Origin of the sequence: Bacillus sp. C28GYM-DRY-1 (assembly GCF_030519405.1) — a bacterium.
Lineage (GTDB): Bacteria > Bacillota > Bacilli > Bacillales > Bacillaceae > Bacillus > Bacillus spizizenii_A.
In genome coordinates, this window is record NZ_JAUMKF010000015.1 from 13,706 (window position 1) to 33,558 (window position 19,853).

The window sequence follows — 19,853 nt, forward strand, 5'->3', positions numbered from 1 at the left end:
TCTATCATAATGACTTCTCCCTCATTTCACAAGATACCGCAAGAAGGCGTTTTCTTTCCTATTATACGCTTTCTGCCCCGATTTCATTAGGTTTCTGCTTTTACCTGAACAAACAGGTACAGAAAAATTTTTTTAAGTGCAATATGCTTTTTAAAAGTTAAGAAAGATCTTTTGTCTCCCTTGCTCTTTTCCTTTTATAAATCAGCCCAAACTCTTGCAGGGATAAAGATTCATTTCGAACGAAAACGCCGATATATTAATCTGAGGGAGATTAGGGAAATATTGAAACCTTTTGAGCATCTAATCGTCAAATACTCATGTGATTGTCGAAAAAACAGGAAGGGAATTTTTGAGATGCTGCAATTGATGAAACAGCTGTATGAAAAACCCGCTATCAAGTGGACATGTCATACAGGATTTTATTTGATGATACTGCTTGTTTTGTTTTTTATGTATGGTTTTCACACCGCGAATACCGGTTCATATATTTATAACGATTTCTAATTGGAGAGAGAATAATGATGAAACTTTTACATGCTATTCAAACACATGCGGAATCTTATCCGCAAACCGTTGCCTTCCGCTCTCAAGGCCAGTCGCTCACGTATCAGGAATTATGGGAGCAGTCTGACCGCGCGGCTGCCGCGATCCAAAAACGCATTTCCGGAGAAAAGAAATCCCCTATCCTTGTGTACGGCCATATGGAGCCGCACATGATCGTTTCCTTCTTAGGGAGCGTTAAAGCGGGACAGCCTTATATTCCGGTTGATCTGTCCATACCGTCCGAGCGGATTGCGAAAATTATCGAAAGCTCTGGAGCAGAATTGCTGATCCATACAGCCGGACATCCCATTGACAAAGTCAGCCAGCAGATTCAGACGGTTTCAGCAGAAGAACTGCTGGAAAACGCAGACGGCTTTGTCAGCCAAGATCAATGGGTCAAGGAACACGAGACGTTTTATATCATTTACACTTCCGGAAGCACAGGAAATCCAAAAGGCGTGCAGATTTCCGCTGCGAATCTTCAAAGCTTCACAGACTGGATTTGTGCAGACTTTCCAGTCAACGGAGGAAAAACATTTTTAAATCAAGCGCCGTTTTCATTTGATTTATCTGTCATGGATCTGTATCCGTGCCTTCAATCAGGCGGGACTTTACACTGCGTGACAAAGGATGCGGTGAATAAGCCGAAAATCTTATTCGAAGAGCTGAAAAAGTCCGGGCTGAATGTCTGGACATCAACTCCTTCCTTTGTGCAGATGTGCCTGATGGATCCGGGTTTTTCACAGGACCTGATGCCTGAAGCGGACACATTTATGTTTTGCGGAGAGGTTCTTCCGGTTTCTGTTGCAAAAGCGCTGCTTGAGCGTTTTCCGAAAGCAAGAATCTTTAATACGTACGGTCCGACTGAAGCGACAGTGGCTGTCACATCTGTTGAAATTACGGATGACGTCATCAGCCGCAGCGAATCTCTTCCAGTGGGCTTCGCTAAGCCTGATATGAACATTTTCATTATGGATGAACAGAGACAGCCGCTTCCTGATGGAGAAAAAGGAGAAATCGTCATTGCAGGGCCGAGCGTAAGCCGAGGCTACCTTGGTGAGCCAGAGCTGACGGAGAAAGCGTTTTTCTCTTATGAGGGCCAGTGGGCATACCGGACTGGCGATGCTGGCTATATCCAAGATGGTCAGATTTTCTGCCAAGGGCGTTTGGATTTCCAAATTAAACTTCACGGCTACCGAATGGAGCTGGAGGAAATTGAGTTCCATGTCAGACAATCTCAGTACGTTCGCTCTGCTGTCGTGATCCCATATCAGCCAAACGGAACAGTTGAATACCTGATCGCTGCTATTGTGCCTGAGGAGCATGAGTTCCAGAAGGAATTCCAGCTGACAAGCGCCATTAAAAAAGAGCTTGCCGCTTCCCTTCCGGCGTATATGATCCCGAGAAAATTCATTTATCAGGACCACATTCAAATGACGGCTAACGGCAAAATTGACCGGAAACGCATCGGCGAAGAGGTTCTTGTATGACGCCCTACAGCTCGTTTTTATTCTTTATACTGCTTGGCATTCTTCTTCTGCCGACGATCATTCTCGGCTTGAACGGAAAAAGATTTCAAGCATACAACATGTTCATATCTATCATTATATTGGCTATCATTTTTTCGCACGATTTACACGGGGTCATCGCACTGTGTCTGTTTACGATATGGCAGGTGCTTTTGATCAGCGGTTATCTGGCGTACCGGCAGAAAGCGAACAGCGGCTTTGTCTTTTGCGGAGCTGTTATCGCGTCGATTCTGCCTTTATTTTTGTCAAAAATATGGCCGTTTCTTTCACATCCGCAGCCGCATCATCCGCCACATAACCTGATCAGCTTTTTAGGGATTTCGTATTTAACCTTTAAAGGCGTTCAGCTGATTATGGAAGCAAGAGACGGCCTGCTAAAAGAACAGCTGCCGCTGCACCGCCTATTGTATTTCATCCTGTTTTTCCCGACGATTTCCTCCGGTCCGATTGACAGATACCGCCGGTTCGTCAAGGATGAACAGAAGGCTTGGACGAAAGAAGAATACGCGGACTTATTGTATACAGGGATTCATAAAATCTTTATCGGATTCCTGTACAAATTTATTATCGGCTACGCAATCAACACCTACTTCATCATGAATCTTCCAGCAATTACGCACAATAAGATTCTTGGGAACCTGCTGTACATGTACGGCTACAGCATGTATTTATTCTTTGATTTCGCCGGCTACACGATGTTTGCCGTCGGGGTCAGCTATATAATGGGCATTAAATCACCGGAAAACTTTAATAAACCGTTTATCAGTAAAAACATTAAAGATTTCTGGAATCGCTGGCATATGTCTCTGTCATTCTGGTTCAGAGATTATGTGTTCATGAGATTCGTATTTTGGATGACAAAGAAAAAGTGGATCAAAAACCGTATGGCCGTTTCAAACCTCGGGTATTTCCTGCTGTTTATGCTGATGGGGGTTTGGCACGGGCTTGCGCCGCAATATATCATCTACGGCCTCTATCACGCCGTGCTGATGACGTGCTACAACTTTTTCGAGAAGTGGAATAAGAAATACAAATGGCTTCCGTCCAACCGCTGGACAACCATTCTTGCGGTTGTGATCACGTTCCACTTCGTTTGCTTAGGATTTTATATTTTCTCAGGAAAACCATTTCATCACCACCATTAAAGGAGATTAGAAAGCTATGGAATTTAAACAAGAGGTATTAAACGTTTTAGCAGAGGTTTGCCAGAATGACATCGTAAAGGAAAATCCTGATATTGAAATTTTTGAAGAAGGTTTGCTTGATTCTTTTGGAACAGTAGAATTGCTGCTTGCGATTGAAAACCGTTTTGATATTTTAGTGCCGATCACTGAGTTTGATCGGGATGTTTGGAATACGCCTAACAACATTGTAAATCAGCTGTCTGAGTTGAAATAATGAAAAAGCGTTTTTTCGGTCCAATTATTTTGGCGTTTATTCTATTCGCAGGCGCCATCGCCATTCCATCTTCATGGCTGACAGGCTTCATCACAGATAAGCGGGTGAAAGAGTCAGCAACCGCCTTGAATCCGAGTATGTTTCAAGGGCTATATTTACAAAATCAAATGCTCAAAGATCCGTCATATCTTCCGATTTACGGGTCTTCTGAGCTTTCCAGGCTGGACGAGTTCCACCCATCTAATTATTTTGAAGTAAACAATCAGGGGTTCACGCCATACCTTGTCGGCAAAGGCGGATCTCAGTCATTGATTCATTCCTTAAACTTCGCTGCCCATATGGATCAGCTGAAGGGCAAAAAAATCGTATTCATCGTGTCTCCGCAATGGTTTATTAAGCGCGGGTCTGATGAGCAGCATTTCGCGCCGAACTATTCTGCGCTGCAAGGGCTTGATTTGGCATTTAACGAACAGATCAACCCTGACGTGAAAAAGAAAATGATGAAACGCATGCTGCGCTTTAAAGCCGTGCAAAACGATGCCATTCTTTCTGAGCTGTACAAAGCAATGGTAAACGGCCAGACGTGGAAAGTGAACGCGCTGAAGCCGGCCGCAAAAGTATATTACAGCATGCTCGAAAAGAAAGACCTGTATTATTCAACGACGGAATCATTCAGGCCAAAGCGTTATATCTCTCAGTCTGTAAAGGATAAGTCATGGTCTGAATTGAATAAGCTCGCAGATCAATCAGGCAAAAGCCACTCTGGGTCTAACGATTTTTACATTGACAATCCTGTTTATAAAAAGCTAAAGCCGAAGTTGCCCAAGCTGAAAGGGAAAAACAAAGGAAGATCGTATGCAGTGTCACCGGAATACGGCGATTTTGAAATGATGCTTGATATCCTGAAGGATGCGGGTGCAGAGCCTATGTTTGTCACCATCCCTGTTAACGGAAAGTGGTACGACTACACTGGCTTCCCGAAAAAAGGACGTACTGATTATTACCAAAAGGTGAATAAACAGATCAGAGCGAAGGACTTCCAGGTTGCTGATTTCTCAGAGCATGAATACGATCCGTATTTCATGAAAGACACCATTCACATCGGCTGGAAAGGCTGGGTGTATGTCGATAAAGCTATTGACGAATTTTATAAAACCGGAAAAGTCTCATCATCCTGAGCATCTCATAGGACGCGGCTGTATATTTCCTGCTAAGATTTGAAATAGTAAGGGAAGCACAGCCAACTAGTTAGAGGTGGTATATCAATGAAGATGACAGGCAATACGGTTTTAATCACAGGGGGTTCTGCCGGCATCGGGCTTGAACTGGCCAAGCGCCTGCTGGAACTGGGCAATGAAGTCATTATTTGCGGACGCAGCGAGGCGAGGCTTTCAGAAGCGAAGCAGCAGCTCCCAAACACCCATACAAAGCAATGTGATGTTTCAGACCGTTCGCAGCGGGAAGCATTGTATGAATGGGCTTTAAAGGAATTTCCGAACCTGAATGTTCTCATTAACAACGCCGGCATTCAAAAGGAAATTGACTTCAAAAAAGGGACGGAAGAGCTGTTTGTGGACGGAGATGAAATTGAGCTTAATTTCCAAGCGCCTGTCCATTTATCAGCCCTTTTCACACCTCATTTGATGAAGCAGCCCGAGGCGGCAATCGTTCAGGTCACGTCGGGACTAGCGTTTAACCCGTTAGCTGTTTATCCGGTGTACTGCGCAACGAAAGCGGCGCTTCACTCGTTCTCGCTTACACTGAGACACCAGCTCCGCGACACGAGCGTGGAAGTGATTGAAATGGCACCGCCTATGGTTGATACGGGCTTAAACCAAAAATCACGCGATAAACAAGGTCTGACATACCGCGGCATTTCAGCTGAAGAATATGTGCAGTATTTCTTGGACGGCCTGAAGGAAGGCAAACTAGAGATTACAAATGAACGTGTTGAAGGTCTTCGAAATGCCACTCGGGCCGATTATGACAGGGTGTTCGAACAAATGAACACGCAGGAGAATTAATTTCTCCTGCTTTTTTCTTATGAATCTCTTACAAATTTGAGTAAACCTATTGCGAATATTTGTTGAAGGTATACAATAGAATATAAATTATTTTCAAATAAGTTTGATAATATAAACAATTTAACAGCAGGGAGATTGACCATGACTAAACAAACAATTCGCGTTGAATTGACATCAACAAAAAAACCGAAACCAGATCCAAATCAGCTTTCGTTCGGAAGAGTGTTTACAGACCACATGTTTGTAATGGACTATGCGGCGGATAAAGGATGGTACGATCCAAGAATCATTCCTTATCAACCCATATCAATGGATCCGGCCGCAATGGTATATCACTACGGCCAAACCGTGTTTGAAGGGTTGAAGGCCTACGTGTCAGAGGATGACCATGTCCTGCTTTTCAGACCTGAAAAAAATATGGAGCGCCTGAATCAATCTAACGACCGCCTCTGCATTCCGCAAATTGATGAAGAACAGGTTCTGGAAGGCTTAAAACAGCTTGTCGCAATCGATAAAGACTGGATTCCGAATGCGGAGGGCACGTCCCTTTATATCCGTCCATTCATCATTGCAACCGAGCCTTTCCTCGGTGTCGCGGCCTCTCATACGTATAAGCTAATTATCATTCTTTCACCGGTCGGCTCTTATTACAAAGAAGGCATCAAGCCGGTCAAAATCGCTGTTGAAAGAGAATTTGTCCGTGCGGTAAAAGGCGGAACAGGAAATGCCAAAACCGCGGGGAACTATGCTTCAAGCTTAAAAGCGCAGCAAGTAGCTGAAGAGAAAGGATTTTCTCAAGTTCTCTGGCTGGACGGCATTGAGAAGAAATACATCGAAGAAGTCGGAAGCATGAACATCTTCTTCAAAATCAACGGTGAAATCGTAACGCCGATGCTAAACGGAAGCATTCTGGAAGGCATTACGCGCAATTCAGTTATCGCCTTGCTTAAGCATTGGGGCCTTCAAGTTTCAGAACGGAAAATTGCGATCGATGAGGTCATCCAAGCCCATAAAGACGGCATCCTTGAAGAAGCCTTCGGAACTGGTACAGCAGCTGTTATCTCCCCAGTCGGCGAACTGATCTGGCAGGATGAAACACTTTCGATCAACAACGGTGAAACAGGTGAAATCGCCAAAAAACTATATGACACGATTACAGGCATTCAAAAAGGCGCCGTCGCAGATGAATTCGGATGGACGACCAAGGTTGCAGCGCTGACTGAAAGCAAGTAAGAAACAAGCCGGCCACTGAGGGCCGGCTTGTTTACGCTTCAATTTTGTTAAAAAACTGCGGCAGATGTGCTTTGTGTGCCTCTAGCATTTCGTCTAAAATCTGCTTAGCCACAGTGTCGGACGGAACGAGCGGGTTAATCGTCATGGCGAGGAGCGCTGTTTGATAGTCGCCTGTGACCGCTGCTTCTGCCGCGACACGTTCAAAGGATTTGATTTGCTGGACGAGGCCCCGGACAGACACCGGCAAGTCGCCGACAGCAATTGGCATAGGTCCGTTTTTCGTCATGACACAGTTCACTTCAACTGCGGAATCGTCTGGGATGCTGGCTATTGTCCCATTATTAATTGTGTTCACCGGCTGAATGTCGTGTTTATCATTGTAAATGGAGCTGATTAAATTACACGCTGCATCGCTGTAGTAAGCACCGCCCCGTTTTTCCAGCTGCGGCGGTTTGATCGCGAGGTTCGGATCTTTGTAAAGTTCGAAGAGTTCTTTTTCAACCTTCTGCACAACTTCAGCGCGGGTGCCTTCCGTTTGTGATGCTTCCAGTTCGTGCTCCAGCATCTCTTTTGTTTTGAAATAGTAACGATGGTAGCCACAAGGGATGATGCCGAGCGCTTTTAAAAACTCCGGCTCCCATTCTGCGCCTGAGATGTTTTTCATTGTCATCGCGTTTTTCGGGTCACCCATCGCTTCGATGACTTGATCCTTCACACTGACGCCGTCCAGGAAAACATCCAGCCCGAACACCATATGATTCAGTCCGGCGAATTGGACTTCTACGCGGTTCACATCTACGTCAAGCGCTTTGGCTACGCCCATTTTGATGCCGATTGGAACGTTACAGAGACCGACGACTTTCTTCAGGTTGGAGTAGCGAAGCAAAGCTTCCGTCACCATGCCGGCAGGGTTTGTGAAGTTAACGAGCCAAGCGTTCGGGCAGAGCTCTTCTATGTCCTTTGCGATTTCAAGGATGACCGGAATTGTGCGTAATCCTTTAAACAGGCCTCCCGGGCCGTTCGTTTCCTGGCCGATGACACCGTATTTTAATGGAATGCGCTCATCCTTGGCTCTCGCCTGCAACAGTCCGACCCGGAATTGAGTCGTCACAAAGTCTGCATCTTTCAGCGCCTCCCTCCTGTCCAAAGTGAGGTGAATGTCGATCGGGACACCGGCTTTTTCAACCATCCGCTTGGCAAGCGTGCCGACAATGTTCAATTTTTCCTCGCCTTCAGGAATATCAACGAGCCATAATTCACGAACAGGAAGCTCATCATACCGTTTAATCAATCCTTCTACGAGCTCAGGCGTATAGCTTGAACCTCCGCCAATCGTTACAATCTTCAATCCTTTTGTCATATGCTTGCTCCCCTTTGCTCGGTGGTTTTTCCATATAACTCAATGATCTCCGCCGCCAGATCCTTCACTGTCATTGCATTCATTAAATGATCCTGTGCATGCACCATCAGAAGCGTCATTTCGGTTTTTTCTCCGCCCGCTTCATTTTGAATCAGCTCTGTCTGATAATGATGGGCTTTTGATAATTCTTCTGCCGCGTCTTGAAGCTTTTTCCGCGCTTCTTCTGGGTCACCGCTTTTGGCAGCGGCAATGGCCTCCATTGCGGAGCTCCTTCCGTTTCCTCCGTGAAGGATAATCTGAAATATGATTTGCTCCATTTTTACATTCACGCGATACACTTCCTTTCTCTACAGAGCAGCTTCTTTGCCCTCTGATGCTGCAGGCGTTTGGACCAGCTCCAAATCGGTTTCTTCTTTCAGCTTCTGTTTATCCCACATTCTGAAGAACGGATAGTAGACAACAAAGGATACGGCGATATTAATGGCTTGCATGACCGCGCCTGAAACTTTCCCCCCTGTCGCCAAATAGCCTGAAAAGATTGGCGGCATGGTCCACGGCACTGCGATCCCCGCCGGTTTGGCGACAAGTCCGGTGCTCATTCCGATATAAGTGAGTGTCAGTGTGATAAGCGGTGTGATGATAAACGGAAGTAAAAGCATCGGGTTCATGACGATTGGCATTCCGAAAATAATCGGTTCGTTAATATTGAAGATGGCCGGGCCGATCGCAAGCTTTCCGAGCTGCTTCATTTGTTTGCTTCGGGCGCGCAGGAACATCGTGACAACCAGTGCCAAAGTTGCGCCGCTTCCGCCGATATTGATCCAGATTTCGAAAAATTGCTGGGTGAAAATGTTTGGCAGTGCCTCACCAGCTTGGAAGGCGATCCGGTTGGCATCCATGGCACCATACCAAATCGGTGCCATGACGCCGCCGACAATGTTAGCGCCGTGAAGACCGCAGGCCCATAAAAGCATTTTCACAGCTTCTGCGACAAGGCTTCCCCCGAGGCTTCCTCCCAGAATGGAAAGCGGGGTTCCGAGTAAAACGCTTACAATATTATGAAGGCTTTCAAACGGTGTCGCTTCAACAATCAGCCGGGCTGCCCAAATCAGAAAGATGACGGCAAAGCCGGGGATTAACGCGACAAATGACTTGCTGACTGCCGGCGGAACGCCATCCGGCATTTTGAAGACCAAATGGCGCTGGACAATGAGACGGTAAATCTCTGTCGACAGCATGGCGATAATCATGGCGACAAACAGGCCTTTGCTTCCCATCAGCGAGAGCGGAATCCCGCCGCCGACCATGATTTCTTTGGTCGAACCATCAGGCATAAATGGCACTTGATACGGTGTCGCTAGCAAAAATGCCGCTAGGGAAATGGCTCCGGCCGACAAGGCATCAACGCCATATTTCTCGGCGAGCCGGTAGGCGATGCCGAACGCGGCGACAAGACCCATAATTTCAAAGGTGGCGTCAACTGGGTAGGCCAGTTTTTCAGACCAAGAGCTGCCAAACGTTTTTGCCATAAACTCAGCGTATCCCGGGATCGGGAGGTTGCCGATGATGAGAAAAAAAGAACCGATGATAATCAGCGGCATTGTGAGGATGATACCGTCACGCAGCGCCTGCAAATGGCGCTGTCCCGCAATTCTTCCCGCTATAGGCATGACCTTTTCTTCTAAGATCTGATTGACTTTATTCACATAGCCCGCCCCTCTCTATGACACATGTCCAAGCTGTTCGGCTGATTTCAGCACTTCCGCCCCGTTGCACGTGCCATAATGGACGGTATTAATGACATCGACCGGAACCCCCTTTGACTCTCCTAATTTTTTTAGCTGAGGAAGCATATAGCGGACTTGCGGGCCGAGAAGCAATACATCCGCTTTATCAATATGATTTTGTACAGAATCGCCTGAAACTGCCCAAATGGTATAGTCTTTTCCTTGTTCCTGCGCACTTTTTTCCATCTTGCTCACCAATAAGCTAGTAGACATTCCTGCTGCACAAACGAGTAAGATATTCATGTAAAAGACCCCCTAGAGTTTGATCAATTTTGTCATGTCCTGCTATTGATATCATCATATTATGAAATCGCTTTCATAAACACTCAAGGTTTTTCCGCAGGAAACGGAAAAAAGGTGTATACAGGCTGTCAGCTCAGTATTTTTGGTCAAACACATCAGATAGTTCTTGATACGAACGGCATTTGATCAGCTGGTTCACTGCTGCCGGGTCATCCAAAATACTGCCAAGCAGTTTATACATGCTTTGCAAATCCGCTTTGTTCTCCTTTTCGACACAAAGCAAACAGACAAATTGAACACGCTGATTCTCCCAATCTATCGGTTTTTTGAGCGTACTAACGGCCCAAAACGTAGTTTTTGTCTGCGGAACGAGCGGGTGCGGGATGGCAACAAGATTACCAAAGCATGTTGGCGACATATCTTCTCTTTCAAAAATGGAATCTATGATTTCTTCATCGGCATAGCCGCATTCGACCGCTTTTTGCCCTAAAAATTGAATCACTTCTTCTTTTGAGCGCAGATCCTTCTGGAAAAAAACGAGTTCTTTTTTAAGATAACGGGCCGCTTTTTCTTTTTCATTACTCAGAATGGATTCGATTTTTGCAAAGTCAGTTCCGCCTAAGAGTGTATTGACCTTCAGCACTGGTACAGGGAGCTCTTTTTTAATCGGGATGGTGCTGATGACAAAATCAATGGATTCATAGGACATCTGGTCAAGACTGTAATACTCGGCAGTACTAAGAATATCGAGCCGCTTGCCGAAATGGGAGCGGAGTTTTTCACGCAGTAGCTGGGCGCTTCCTGCACCCGATGCGCACACAATGATACAGCGTTTTGGCGGACTTTCTGTTTTTTTTCGTTCAATCGCGGCGCCAAAGTGAAGAGCCAGGTACCCAATTTCATTTTCATGAATGTCGATGTCCGTTTGTTCCTTTATGACCATCCCCGCAATGATCCCGGCTTCAAAAGCAAGAGGATAATGTTCCTTGATCGCTGCCAGCATCGGATTTCGAAGGTTCATGCCGTATCGGTTGCGGCTGATCGCCGGCTTCACATGCAGGGCCAAGCCGATTTTCAGCTCTTTGTCATGCAGGATGCCGAGCTTCAGTTCACGATCAACGGTTTCAATCATCGCAAATGTCAGCTGATCGGTTTCCTCGTCTATTGAAAATGCGTCCTCCCCGCAGTGTGGTTGTGTCATTCGTTTTGCGCCGAGGAGATGCATGGCGATATAGGCCGTCTCGTCTTTCGGAAATATAACAGCAAGCACTGATTCCAGCTCTTTTACGATGGCTTCGGCAACCTGATATTCTTTTTGATGCAGGATATGATCCATATCTTCCGGGAAAAGAGATACATAGTTTTCCGTTCTGATCCGTTTACAGGCGATGGCGATATGGATAATGAGGTTATTCAGCCCTAAGTTGGACAGAGGAATGCGGTCGTTTTTTATTTTTTTCAGGATGGCGGAACGGATGATCTCAATTTCTTCATTTGGCAAAATATCAGCCTTTTCATTCAGAACATCAATCTCCGTTTCTCTTTCATCGACAATGTACTCCGCCATACAGTACCTCATCTGCACCTCGTCCCCGCGCAGCTTGAAGCCGTAATTTGGGCGTGTTTCCATGACGATGCGGTAAGGCAGCAGCCGTTTCTTTACTTCTTTTAAATCCATTTGGAGTGTAGACTTTGAGATAAATAGTTCTTCAGCCAGTTCATCGAGTTTGAGGTAATGCTCTGCCAGCAGCAGCCGTTTCATGAGATAAGCCATTCTCTCCTCCGGCAATACCGGCAGGCTCTTTTTTTGCTGAAACACATCTTGCAGCAGCGTTCTGAATGTCTGCTCGTCATGAATGCGGAGTTTGTAACCTGAGCCCCTTACCGATTGGACATAGGCGCCATAGCCGCTTAGCACACTTTGCAGTTCCTTTATATCATTGCGGACCGTCCGCGTCGTCACATTTAAATGCGCGGCAAAATACGAGCTTGTCACCGGGGTTTCAGCCGCCATCAGCAAGCGCAGAATATCACGAAGTCGCCCATGAAGCATGAGAAAAACCTCCTATCAAGTAGATGCAGGGATAAAGTGAATAGGCAGAAAGGATGATGAAGGAATGCGAAATGTATATAAATTCTATAATGGGGAGAATGGCAAGTCAATGAACATCGGGAAGACTAGAGGGAAAACTGACCCATAAAAAACAACCGGGGTCAGCCGGCTGCTCGGGATGCGGACATATTCTTTCGTTTAGACGCCTTCCGATCCTTCATGATTTTTCGAACAACTGGGTAAATGACCGGCGCCCATTTGATAACGGTTTTGATCATCTTTTTCAAAGCTCCGATTCTCCCTTCTTTTTTCTCAACCATTCCCCTGATTGCCTTGTGCTTAAACATTCTACCGTGATACGTACCTGTTTCCCGTAACCCAGAAACGCCAAGGATAATCGCGCGCCTCTCCGCTGTTGTCGATGCCGATACGCGGGCCGGTTGAAATGTCTTCCGGTGTATACCCGCTTTCGATGTAAAGCGGCTGTTCCGTGATCCAGCGACCGTAGTCATTCATCGTGACACCAAGCGCTTTCGTCAGTTTTCCTGGCCCGTTTGTCCATTCCCTCGGATGCCGGTCCGGCCGTCTCTCTTCCATTAACAGCTGGCCTTCATGAGGCTCAATCGCCCTGATTAATACCGCTTGCGGGACATCTTTTTCTGCGGCAACGACATTCAGCAATGTATGGGTGTGCATCACGTATGTATACACCCTCCCAGCTTCTGCAAACATTATCTCAGTCCGCTTCGTCCGGCGGTTATTAAAGCTGTGGGCCGCTCTGTCTCCGGCACCCATATAGGCTTCTGTTTCCACAATATAGCCTGACACTGTGCCTTCATCTGTCTCTTTTACGAGAAGGCAGCCAAGAAGCGCCGGGGCAAGCTCAAGAGCGGTTCTTTGGTAAAACGTGATGGGCAGCGGATTTTTTTCTCTCGTCACAAATCGACCTCTCCTTTTACCGATTTTTGTACATTGTACCATTCCCGACCCCGATGAAAAAAAACTGTATTAAAATCTTTCCATTAAGGGAATATTATTACCGTTCAAAAAAGGAGGGTCAACCAATGAAAGATGATCATCAAAACAAACAGCACGGAACCAATGCCCATCGCGGTGAGGATGCGCTTTCTCATAAGACATCCGGGGAAAACGAGTCAGAGGATACCTTAACGAATAGACAGGGGCACCCTGTCACTGACAACCAAAATGTGAGAACGGTCGGGAACAGAGGGCCTACAACACTTGAGAACTACGATTTTCTCGAAAAAATCAGCCACTTTGACCGTGAACGCATCCCGGAGCGGGTTGTTCATGCCAGAGGAGCGGGGGCACACGGGTATTTTGAAGCGTATGGAAGCTTTGGAGACGAACCGATTTCAAAATACACTCGGGCCAAGCTCTTTCAGGAAAAAGGCAAGAAAACACCGGCATTTGTCCGTTTTTCTACGGTGAATCATGGAAAACATTCACCTGAAACATTGAGAGACCCGCGCGGTTTTGCCGTTAAGCTTTATACTGAAGACGGCAACTGGGATTTGGTCGGGAACAACCTGAAAATCTTTTTTATCCGCGACCCACTGAAATTTCCGGATCTTGTGCACGCATTTCAGCCTGATCCAGTGACCAACATCCAAGATGGTGAACGTATTTTCGACTTCATTTCTCAATCTCCTGAAGCGACACATATGATCACATTCTTGTTTTCGCCTTGGGGCATACCAGCCAACTACCGGCAAATGCAGGGTTCGGGCGTACACGCCTATAAATGGGTGAATGAGGAAGGCAAGGCCGTACTCGTGAAATACCATTTCGAACCGAAGCAGGGCATCCGCAACCTGACACAAAAGGAAGCGGAAGAGATTCAAGGGAAAAACTTTAACCATGCCACACAGGATTTGTATGAAGCGATTGAAAATGGCGATTATCCAGAATGGGAAGTGTATGCCCAAATCATGAGCGATGATGAGCATCCTGAACTGGACTTTGATCCGCTTGATCCGACAAAGCTTTGGTATAAAGACGATTTCCCATGGAAGCCGATCGGCAAATTGGTACTAAACAAAAACCCGGAAAACTACCATGCGGAAGTGGAACAAGCTTCATTCGGAACGGGAGTGCTTGTTGACGGACTTGATTTTTCAGATGACAAGCTGCTTCAGGGGCGGACGTTTTCGTACTCAGATACGCAGCGCTACCGTGTAGGAGCAAATTACCTGCAGCTTCCGATCAACTCGCCGAAAAAACATGTTGCCACCAATCAGGAAGGCGGGCAAATGCAATATCGGGTCGATAGAGCAGAAGGCCAAAACCCGCACGTCAACTATGAACCATCGATTATGGGCGGGCTAAAGGAAGCGAAGCAGGATGGAAAAGATCATACGCCGCATGTTGAAGGTGATGTAAAGCGTGAAGCGATCGACAGACCGAACAACTTCGGACAGGCCGGAGAAACGTACCGGAGATTTACTGAATTTGAACGGAACGAATTGATCACAAATCTGGTCAATACCCTTTCCACATGCCGAAAAGAAATTCAGGATCAGATGATTGAAAATTTTACAAAAGCTGATCCCGACTATGGAAAACGTGTAGCGGAAGGGCTGAAAAAAGTCTCAGAAAACAATAGTAACGGACCGATCGGCACAACAGAGACTGAGCAGGCTGCCATGCAGGCTGAACAGGAGAGCCATCCGTCTGATCCGTATTAATATACAAAAAGGCTGCCGATCAGGCAGCTCTTTTTGTATAATTTTTGTATACTTTTTGAATATAATGTTGAATTTTAACAAAAATGCGATTAATATGTTCATGTAAATATTCTCAAAAAAGGAGTGCAGACGTGGATTATCTTCATTACCGTTTCTCAAAAGAAATCACAACTGAATTAAGGCCCTTGTACAAATCAAATAATTATCGCGGGCTGGTAGGTATTGTTTAATTTTCTAGTTATTGCTGTTGCCATCTATTTATGCCAGCTTAATTATTTATTCTACCCTTTATCAGTTTTGTTAATTGGGTCGAGGCAAAGAGCACTAGCCACAATTCTTCATGATGCATCACATCTATGCTTAGCAAAAAACAAAAAACTTAATTATTTCTTAGGTACATATCTCTCCGGTTATTTAATTGGACAAGAATTCAATATTTATAAAGATTCACACGTCAAGGGCCATCACACCCATTTAGGCAATCCCGATAAGGACCCCGACTATCAATACCATCTCGATATAGGTTTATACAAGTTAAATAGCCATAAGCATTTTTTATACAAATATATACTTAAGCCCCTATTTTTATTAAATATTATAAGTTATTCTTATTATGTATTTAAAAATAGAATGCTTCAATTTAAAAAACACCCTAGACAATATTTTTATATGTCTGTTTACTGGCTTATCATTTTAGCAGTTATCATTTATTTTGGCGTGTTTCATTATTTTCTATTATTCTGGGTGGTTCCCTTCTTTACTTCATTTATGGCAATTGGTTGGTTTATTGAATTGGCCGAGCATTATCCGTTAGTTTATCGAAATAATGAAAGTTTAAAAATGACCCGCAATCGTTATAGCCATTGGCTGGAAGCCTTTTTTTTAAGCATTCATGGAGAAGCCTATCATTTAACCCATCACCTTCAAGCCAGCATTCCCTATTGGAACATAAAAAAAGCCCATCTCATCATGATGAAAAAAATTATAAAACATTAAACAGCTATATGGGCGGAGTGTTTTTCTCTTCCAATTCAAATCCGCCGTTAATAAAAGATCTTATTAAGAATCAAAAACTACCGATTTCAGGAAAGGTGGCAGGATGAAAAATCATTATGTAATAGGAGCGATTTTGGCTCTTTTAGCAGCTTTACTGAACGGCAGTGTTGGAATCATCAGCAAAAATCTATTCATGTCAAATCTAACTTCCGCCGCCATCTCATTTTATAAATGTTTATTTGCTTTTCTATTCATTTCAATTGCAGCTTTGTTTCATAAAGGAATACAAAAAGAAATAAGAGAACTCAGGGGTAGGAGTAAACAATTAATTATTTGCTCTTTCTTAGGCATATTTATTCTCTATTATTTTGAAACAGCTGCTTATCAATATGATCAAGTTTCGATCGTCGTCTTTATATTATTGGGAACCTCAGCGCTTACTACATTTCTTTGCGGGGCAGTCTTCCTGCGTGAGAAAAAAAATATGTTCCAAATGGTTGGATTAATTTTACTAATTGCCGGGTTGCTTTTCATGCATATGGGCGAAGGAACAATGAATTTTCATTTTTCAATCGGTACCTTGTTGGCAATCATTGCTGGTATGGGCTATGGCTTGTTTTTAGTAGCCACTAAAAAGTTCGCTTTAAAGAGTGGGCTTGCTTTAGTATGGTATTTTACACTTTTCGGAAGCATCTATCTTTTTTTCCCGTTTGTTGCAGAAGGATTTGTGTTGCCTCAGGCTCATGCGTATCCATCGCTCATAGCACTTGCGCTTTTGCCGACAATTGGAGGTTTCTACTGCACAACAAAAGCATTAAATTACCTTAAAGCGAATCAAGTTCAATTTTATGAATTAACAGAACCTATTTTTGCCACTCTATTCGCGTTTATGTTATTAAACGAAATGATAAAGGGTTTTGAATGGCTTGGTGCAATATTAATCCTTCTTGCCATTTATACGTCAGAGTATCAGCCTAAACAAGCAGCAGTTCCACAAGATAGCATAAATAGCGGGAAGAAGTTATGAACAGGACTTATTTGCAGTCCTGTTTTTTATTTTTGTATTGAAACGCCTTCAGCATTTGTGTTGTACTGGAAGAAAAGGGTGGAGAGGAAAGATGGAATTACAGCAGGACATGATGTCTCAGAAAAAAACAATCGGCGCTTTAGACCACGCCGTTTTTTTATGCATGGTATTTTGTTTTTGGTTTTCAGGCTATATTTACGTACCTGTTTTCAGCCTGTATTTGGAGGACCTGCACTTTTCATACGGTGCCATCGGCATCATTCTCGGAGGCTACGGGGTGACGCAAATCCTTCTTCGATTTCCGCTCGGCCTTCTGTCAGACATCCTGTTTTCTCTGCGCAAACAATTGTTAATTGCCGGTTTTGGGTTTTCTGTCCTCAGCAGCCTGCTTTTTCTGCTGTTTGATTCTTTCTTCTTCGTGCTGGCTGCACGGCTGTTTGCCGGGATAACCGCCTCTATGTGGGTGATGGCGACCATTTTATACGCGAATTATTTCAACAATGACAACGCACGAAAAGCAATGGGCATCATGCAGTTTTTCACCGTCATGCCTCAGTTTGTCAGCATTGTATTCTGCGGGCTTGCGGCTGCCCGCTTAGGCAGGCAGGTTCCGTTTTGGATGGCGCTCGCAGCATCTGTCGCCGGTCTGGTGATCTGCTGTTTTATTAAAGACCCGTCGGCTCTGCCCGCGAACCGTGACACAATCCGTGTGCCGCAATATATCAAAGACACTTTGCGGCTGCCGAAGCTGAGGCTTTTCACCATCCTGTCTATGACGGCCCATGCGGTGTTATTTATGACAGTGTTTGGCTTTACGCCGCTTTACATTCATCAGCTCGGAATGGGCGACGCGGAGCTGCTTTTGGTGATGAGCGCCTTTTTCCTCCCTCACGCAGCCGCCACATTAAGCTTTGTATTTCTGCGCATGACAAGCCGAATCGCTTATTCCGTGATGCTCACCAGTTTTGCTGTCACCGGAGCCTGTTTGCTATTCGTTCCTTTTTCAGCTACATTGTTCACAGTTTGCATCACACACGCCTGCATCGGGCTGGCGCTCGGTTTCGTGTTTCCTCTGCTGCTCAGCCGGGTCGTTGATATCAGCTCGGCCCGTTTAAAAATGTCGGCCATGGGATTTTATCAATCATTTTATGCGCTGGGCATCTTCCTCGGGCCCCTTCTTGCCGGAAAAATCGCACAGCTTTTCGGGCTGGCAGAGGTTTTTTATGGAGCCGGGTCGCTGGCATTTGCCGCCCTTCTAGTAATGCTTGTGCAAAAACGAAATATGATCAATTAATAGCTTTCATACCGCCGGAAACGCCACACTGAAAACATGGCCAGAAGCACGATGCACAAAATGGAAAATGTGAGCGACCACCCGAAAAAATTCGCCCGCTCTCCATGAAGAATGATGTGCTCAGCCTGCTTGCAAAGCGTGGCCGGAAGCCATTTCGCTCCATCAGGAAATAGCGAAACAACAAAGGAAACTGCAGCTGTCAGTCCGATCCCGGCAGCCGCGGCTGCTCCGAGAGACCGAAACATCGTGCTTCCGGCAAGGCCTGCAGTCACAATAAACATGATCCAAAGAGCGTAGAGGGCAAGGCTGCCGGCAAAACGGCTGAAGGATGTGTCCTCAAACAGCAGCTGGATGTAATAATAAGCAAGACCATATCCAGCTGCAAACGACGCAATGCCGATCACGCTTTGGGTAAGCCATTTGCTCACGATATAATGGACTGCCGTCACAGGTCGCGACATGATCAGAGACGTTACGCCTTGATTTCTTTCATTCGCCACGCAGCCCATGACACTGAAGACGATTAGAGCCATGCCAAGCGTGTTGAATTGAGAAAGCGTACTGACCATCACTTCAGACCCGGAAGGCATCGTAAAACTGATTTTCATGCCGTCAGGAAGGTTTCCTCCGTGTTCAATGATTTCCGGCATATAATAAATGGTCAGCGGCTGTGTCAACCCCACAATCATCATCGCGATCGGCAGCCAGATCAGCTTGCCGCTTTTCCACCCATCGAGCCACTCTTTCTGCAATAGCGTTATCATCACCTTCATGCGTGCACCACCTTTAGATAAACGTCTTCAAGCGACTCCGTTTTCTGTTCAAAATGGGTGACGGTCAATCCCGTTCGGATACAATCACTCAGCAAAGTCCGGCCAGCCTGTATATCTGACAGCTCGAAAACAGCTTGAGACGGATTGATATAGACAATAGCTGAGACGTAAGGCTTCTCTTCTAGCCAGCCCTTCAGCTTCTCATTCACTGTAAGGGTGAAAACGTTCGTTTGATGCTGTTTCTTAAGCTGCTGTAATTCGCCTTTCCATGAAATCTCCCCGTTTTTCATGATCACCACCTGATCACACACCTGCTCCGCATCATGCAAAACGTGTGTAGAAAAAAGGATAGCCATATGCTTCTTTAGCTCCCGCATCATGTCCAGCACCTCGAACCGTCCTGATGGATCAAGAGCAGACACCGGTTCATCCAATATCAGCAGCTTCGGTTTATGGAGCAGCGCTTGTGCCAGCCCGAGTCTTTGTTTCATGCCGCCTGAATAGCCGCCGATTCTTTTGTGCGCGGATTCCTGCAAGCCGACAAATTGTAGCATCTCGCCGATTTCCTCTTGGCATTTTTTCTTCGAAAGACCCGACAGTCTCCCGGCAAAGGTTAAAAACTCGTTTGCAGTCATCCACGAATAAAAAGCAGGATACTGCGGGAGGTACCCAATCAAACGCCTGTCCGGCTTTTTCTCCCCTAACAGCTTGATCGTTCCAGAAGTTGGCGAAAGCAGCCCGGCCAGCATTTGCAGCGTTGTGGTCTTACCAGCTCCATTAGGGCCTAATAGTGCGACACACTCGTTTTCATTCACGTGAAAACTGATTTTCTTTACAGCTTGATGATGCCGGTACGATTTGCATAATGACTCAATAGACAGCATG

Annotated in this window: 20 protein-coding genes and 1 pseudogene; 11 read left to right on the forward strand and 10 right to left on the reverse strand. The window is 45.5% G+C overall.

Going from position 1 to position 19,853, the window contains the following annotated elements; all coding sequences use genetic code 11:
* Window positions 1-86: 86 nt before the first annotated feature.
* Window positions 87-167: pseudogene (locus Q3W56_RS14470) on the reverse strand (hypothetical protein); the annotation flags it as partial.
* A gap of 187 nt (window positions 168-354) precedes the next feature.
* On the opposite strand from Q3W56_RS14470, the gene Q3W56_RS14475 reads away from it, so the two are divergent.
* The 7 genes from Q3W56_RS14475 to Q3W56_RS14505 all read left to right on the forward strand — a co-directional run bounded on the left by Q3W56_RS14475 (window position 355) and on the right by Q3W56_RS14505 (window position 6,727).
* Window positions 355-504, forward strand: coding sequence for a teichoic acid D-Ala incorporation-associated protein DltX (locus tag Q3W56_RS14475; protein WP_029317146.1), 150 nt, complete (start codon window positions 355-357; stop codon window positions 502-504).
* Window positions 505-521: 17 nt separating this feature from the next.
* Entirely contained in the window at window positions 522-2,033 is a 1,512-nt protein-coding gene (dltA, locus tag Q3W56_RS14480; protein WP_302896022.1) for a D-alanine--poly(phosphoribitol) ligase subunit DltA, read from the forward strand.
* Window positions 2,030-3,217 carry a D-alanyl-lipoteichoic acid biosynthesis protein DltB gene (gene dltB, locus Q3W56_RS14485; RefSeq protein WP_302895967.1) on the forward strand — a complete coding sequence of 396 codons (1,188 nt, stop codon included), beginning with the start codon at window positions 2,030-2,032 and terminating at the stop codon, window positions 3,215-3,217. Before dltA ends, dltB begins: the two co-directional genes overlap by 4 nt.
* 16 nt (window positions 3,218-3,233) lie before the next feature.
* Window positions 3,234-3,470 (forward strand): D-alanine--poly(phosphoribitol) ligase subunit DltC, encoded by a 237-nt coding sequence (dltC, locus tag Q3W56_RS14490; RefSeq protein WP_302895968.1) that lies wholly within the window; start codon window positions 3,234-3,236, stop codon window positions 3,468-3,470.
* Window positions 3,470-4,648, forward strand: a complete 1,179-nt coding sequence (gene dltD / locus Q3W56_RS14495) for a D-alanyl-lipoteichoic acid biosynthesis protein DltD (RefSeq protein ID WP_302895969.1) — start codon at window positions 3,470-3,472, stop codon at window positions 4,646-4,648. Before dltC ends, dltD begins: the two co-directional genes overlap by 1 nt.
* 87 nt (window positions 4,649-4,735) lie before the next feature.
* Entirely contained in the window at window positions 4,736-5,494 is a 759-nt protein-coding gene (locus Q3W56_RS14500; protein WP_302895970.1) for an SDR family oxidoreductase, read from the forward strand.
* 141 nt (window positions 5,495-5,635) lie between these two features.
* The gene (locus Q3W56_RS14505) at window positions 5,636-6,727 is read left to right on the forward strand and encodes a branched-chain amino acid aminotransferase (RefSeq protein ID WP_302895971.1); all 1,092 of its coding nucleotides are present in this window, start codon (window positions 5,636-5,638) and stop codon (window positions 6,725-6,727) included.
* 31 nt (window positions 6,728-6,758) lie between these two features.
* Here Q3W56_RS14505 and licH read toward each other — a convergent pair whose 3' ends face one another.
* The 7 genes from licH to Q3W56_RS14540 form a co-directional block, all read right to left on the reverse strand.
* Window positions 6,759-8,087, reverse strand: a complete 1,329-nt coding sequence (gene licH, locus Q3W56_RS14510; protein WP_302895972.1) for a 6-phospho-beta-glucosidase LicH — start codon at window positions 8,085-8,087, stop codon at window positions 6,759-6,761.
* Complete coding sequence (licA, locus tag Q3W56_RS14515; RefSeq protein ID WP_302895973.1) at window positions 8,084-8,416, reverse strand: PTS lichenan transporter subunit IIA; 333 nt, start codon at window positions 8,414-8,416, stop codon at window positions 8,084-8,086. The genes licH and licA overlap by 4 nt, the downstream gene beginning before the upstream one ends.
* Before the next feature lie 18 nt (window positions 8,417-8,434).
* Window positions 8,435-9,793 (reverse strand): PTS lichenan transporter subunit IIC, encoded by a 1,359-nt coding sequence (gene licC / locus Q3W56_RS14520; protein WP_302895974.1) that lies wholly within the window; start codon window positions 9,791-9,793, stop codon window positions 8,435-8,437.
* A 15-nt stretch (window positions 9,794-9,808) separates the two neighbouring features.
* Window positions 9,809-10,117 carry a PTS lichenan transporter subunit IIB gene (licB, locus tag Q3W56_RS14525; RefSeq protein WP_003218755.1) on the reverse strand — a complete coding sequence of 103 codons (309 nt, stop codon included), beginning with the start codon at window positions 10,115-10,117 and terminating at the stop codon, window positions 9,809-9,811.
* 133 nt (window positions 10,118-10,250) lie between these two features.
* Window positions 10,251-12,170, reverse strand: a complete 1,920-nt coding sequence (gene licR, locus Q3W56_RS14530; protein WP_302895975.1) for a transcriptional regulator LicR — start codon at window positions 12,168-12,170, stop codon at window positions 10,251-10,253.
* Between the two features lie 161 nt (window positions 12,171-12,331).
* Window positions 12,332-12,490, reverse strand: a complete 159-nt coding sequence (locus Q3W56_RS14535; RefSeq protein ID WP_302895976.1) for a hypothetical protein — start codon at window positions 12,488-12,490, stop codon at window positions 12,332-12,334.
* 28 nt (window positions 12,491-12,518) lie between these two features.
* Complete coding sequence (locus Q3W56_RS14540; RefSeq protein WP_019716191.1) at window positions 12,519-13,109, reverse strand: DNA-3-methyladenine glycosylase; 591 nt, start codon at window positions 13,107-13,109, stop codon at window positions 12,519-12,521.
* Between the two features lie 125 nt (window positions 13,110-13,234).
* Between Q3W56_RS14540 and katX the strand changes: the two genes are divergently transcribed.
* The 4 genes from katX (at window position 13,235) to Q3W56_RS14560 (ending at window position 18,195) form a co-directional block, all read left to right on the forward strand.
* Complete coding sequence (katX, locus tag Q3W56_RS14545; protein WP_302895977.1) at window positions 13,235-14,878, forward strand: catalase KatX; 1,644 nt, start codon at window positions 13,235-13,237, stop codon at window positions 14,876-14,878.
* A gap of 222 nt (window positions 14,879-15,100) precedes the next feature.
* Window positions 15,101-15,874, forward strand: coding sequence for a fatty acid desaturase family protein (locus Q3W56_RS14550; protein WP_302895978.1), 774 nt, complete (start codon window positions 15,101-15,103; stop codon window positions 15,872-15,874).
* Window positions 15,875-15,977: 103 nt separating this feature from the next.
* Window positions 15,978-16,901 carry a DMT family transporter gene (locus Q3W56_RS14555; protein ID WP_302895979.1) on the forward strand — a complete coding sequence of 308 codons (924 nt, stop codon included), beginning with the start codon at window positions 15,978-15,980 and terminating at the stop codon, window positions 16,899-16,901.
* A gap of 91 nt (window positions 16,902-16,992) precedes the next feature.
* Window positions 16,993-18,195: an MFS transporter gene (locus tag Q3W56_RS14560; RefSeq protein WP_302895980.1), complete on the forward strand. Its 1,203-nt coding sequence runs from the start codon at window positions 16,993-16,995 to the stop codon at window positions 18,193-18,195.
* On the opposite strand, the gene Q3W56_RS14565 is transcribed toward Q3W56_RS14560, so the two are convergent.
* Together Q3W56_RS14565 and Q3W56_RS14570 are read right to left on the reverse strand one after the other, a co-directional pair.
* Complete coding sequence (locus Q3W56_RS14565; protein WP_302895981.1) at window positions 18,192-18,968, reverse strand: ABC transporter permease; 777 nt, start codon at window positions 18,966-18,968, stop codon at window positions 18,192-18,194. The genes Q3W56_RS14560 and Q3W56_RS14565 overlap by 4 nt on opposite strands.
* On the reverse strand, window positions 18,965-19,852 hold the full coding sequence (locus tag Q3W56_RS14570) for an ABC transporter ATP-binding protein (protein WP_302895982.1): 888 nt from the start codon (window positions 19,850-19,852) through the stop codon (window positions 18,965-18,967). Before Q3W56_RS14570 ends, Q3W56_RS14565 begins: the two co-directional genes overlap by 4 nt.
* Window position 19,853: the final 1 nt, after the last annotated feature.

Coding starts and splice junctions, on each gene's coding strand:
- Q3W56_RS14475 (WP_029317146.1), top strand. CDS start 355: ATGCTGCAATTGATGAAACAGCTGTATGAAAAACCCGCTATCAAGTGG.
- dltA (WP_302896022.1), top strand. CDS start 522: ATGAAACTTTTACATGCTATTCAAACACATGCGGAATCTTATCCGCAA.
- dltB (WP_302895967.1), top strand. CDS start 2,030: ATGACGCCCTACAGCTCGTTTTTATTCTTTATACTGCTTGGCATTCTT.
- dltC (WP_302895968.1), top strand. CDS start 3,234: ATGGAATTTAAACAAGAGGTATTAAACGTTTTAGCAGAGGTTTGCCAG.
- dltD (WP_302895969.1), top strand. CDS start 3,470: ATGAAAAAGCGTTTTTTCGGTCCAATTATTTTGGCGTTTATTCTATTC.
- Q3W56_RS14500 (WP_302895970.1), top strand. CDS start 4,736: ATGAAGATGACAGGCAATACGGTTTTAATCACAGGGGGTTCTGCCGGC.
- Q3W56_RS14505 (WP_302895971.1), top strand. CDS start 5,636: ATGACTAAACAAACAATTCGCGTTGAATTGACATCAACAAAAAAACCG.
- licH (WP_302895972.1), bottom strand. CDS start 8,087: ATGACAAAAGGATTGAAGATTGTAACGATTGGCGGAGGTTCAAGCTAT.
- licB (WP_003218755.1), bottom strand. CDS start 10,117: ATGAATATCTTACTCGTTTGTGCAGCAGGAATGTCTACTAGCTTATTG.
- licR (WP_302895975.1), bottom strand. CDS start 12,170: ATGCTTCATGGGCGACTTCGTGATATTCTGCGCTTGCTGATGGCGGCT.
- Q3W56_RS14535 (WP_302895976.1), bottom strand. CDS start 12,490: ATGGTTGAGAAAAAAGAAGGGAGAATCGGAGCTTTGAAAAAGATGATC.
- katX (WP_302895977.1), top strand. CDS start 13,235: ATGAAAGATGATCATCAAAACAAACAGCACGGAACCAATGCCCATCGC.
- Q3W56_RS14555 (WP_302895979.1), top strand. CDS start 15,978: ATGAAAAATCATTATGTAATAGGAGCGATTTTGGCTCTTTTAGCAGCT.
- Q3W56_RS14560 (WP_302895980.1), top strand. CDS start 16,993: ATGGAATTACAGCAGGACATGATGTCTCAGAAAAAAACAATCGGCGCT.
- Q3W56_RS14565 (WP_302895981.1), bottom strand. CDS start 18,968: ATGAAGGTGATGATAACGCTATTGCAGAAAGAGTGGCTCGATGGGTGG.
- Q3W56_RS14570 (WP_302895982.1), bottom strand. CDS start 19,852: ATGCTGTCTATTGAGTCATTATGCAAATCGTACCGGCATCATCAAGCT.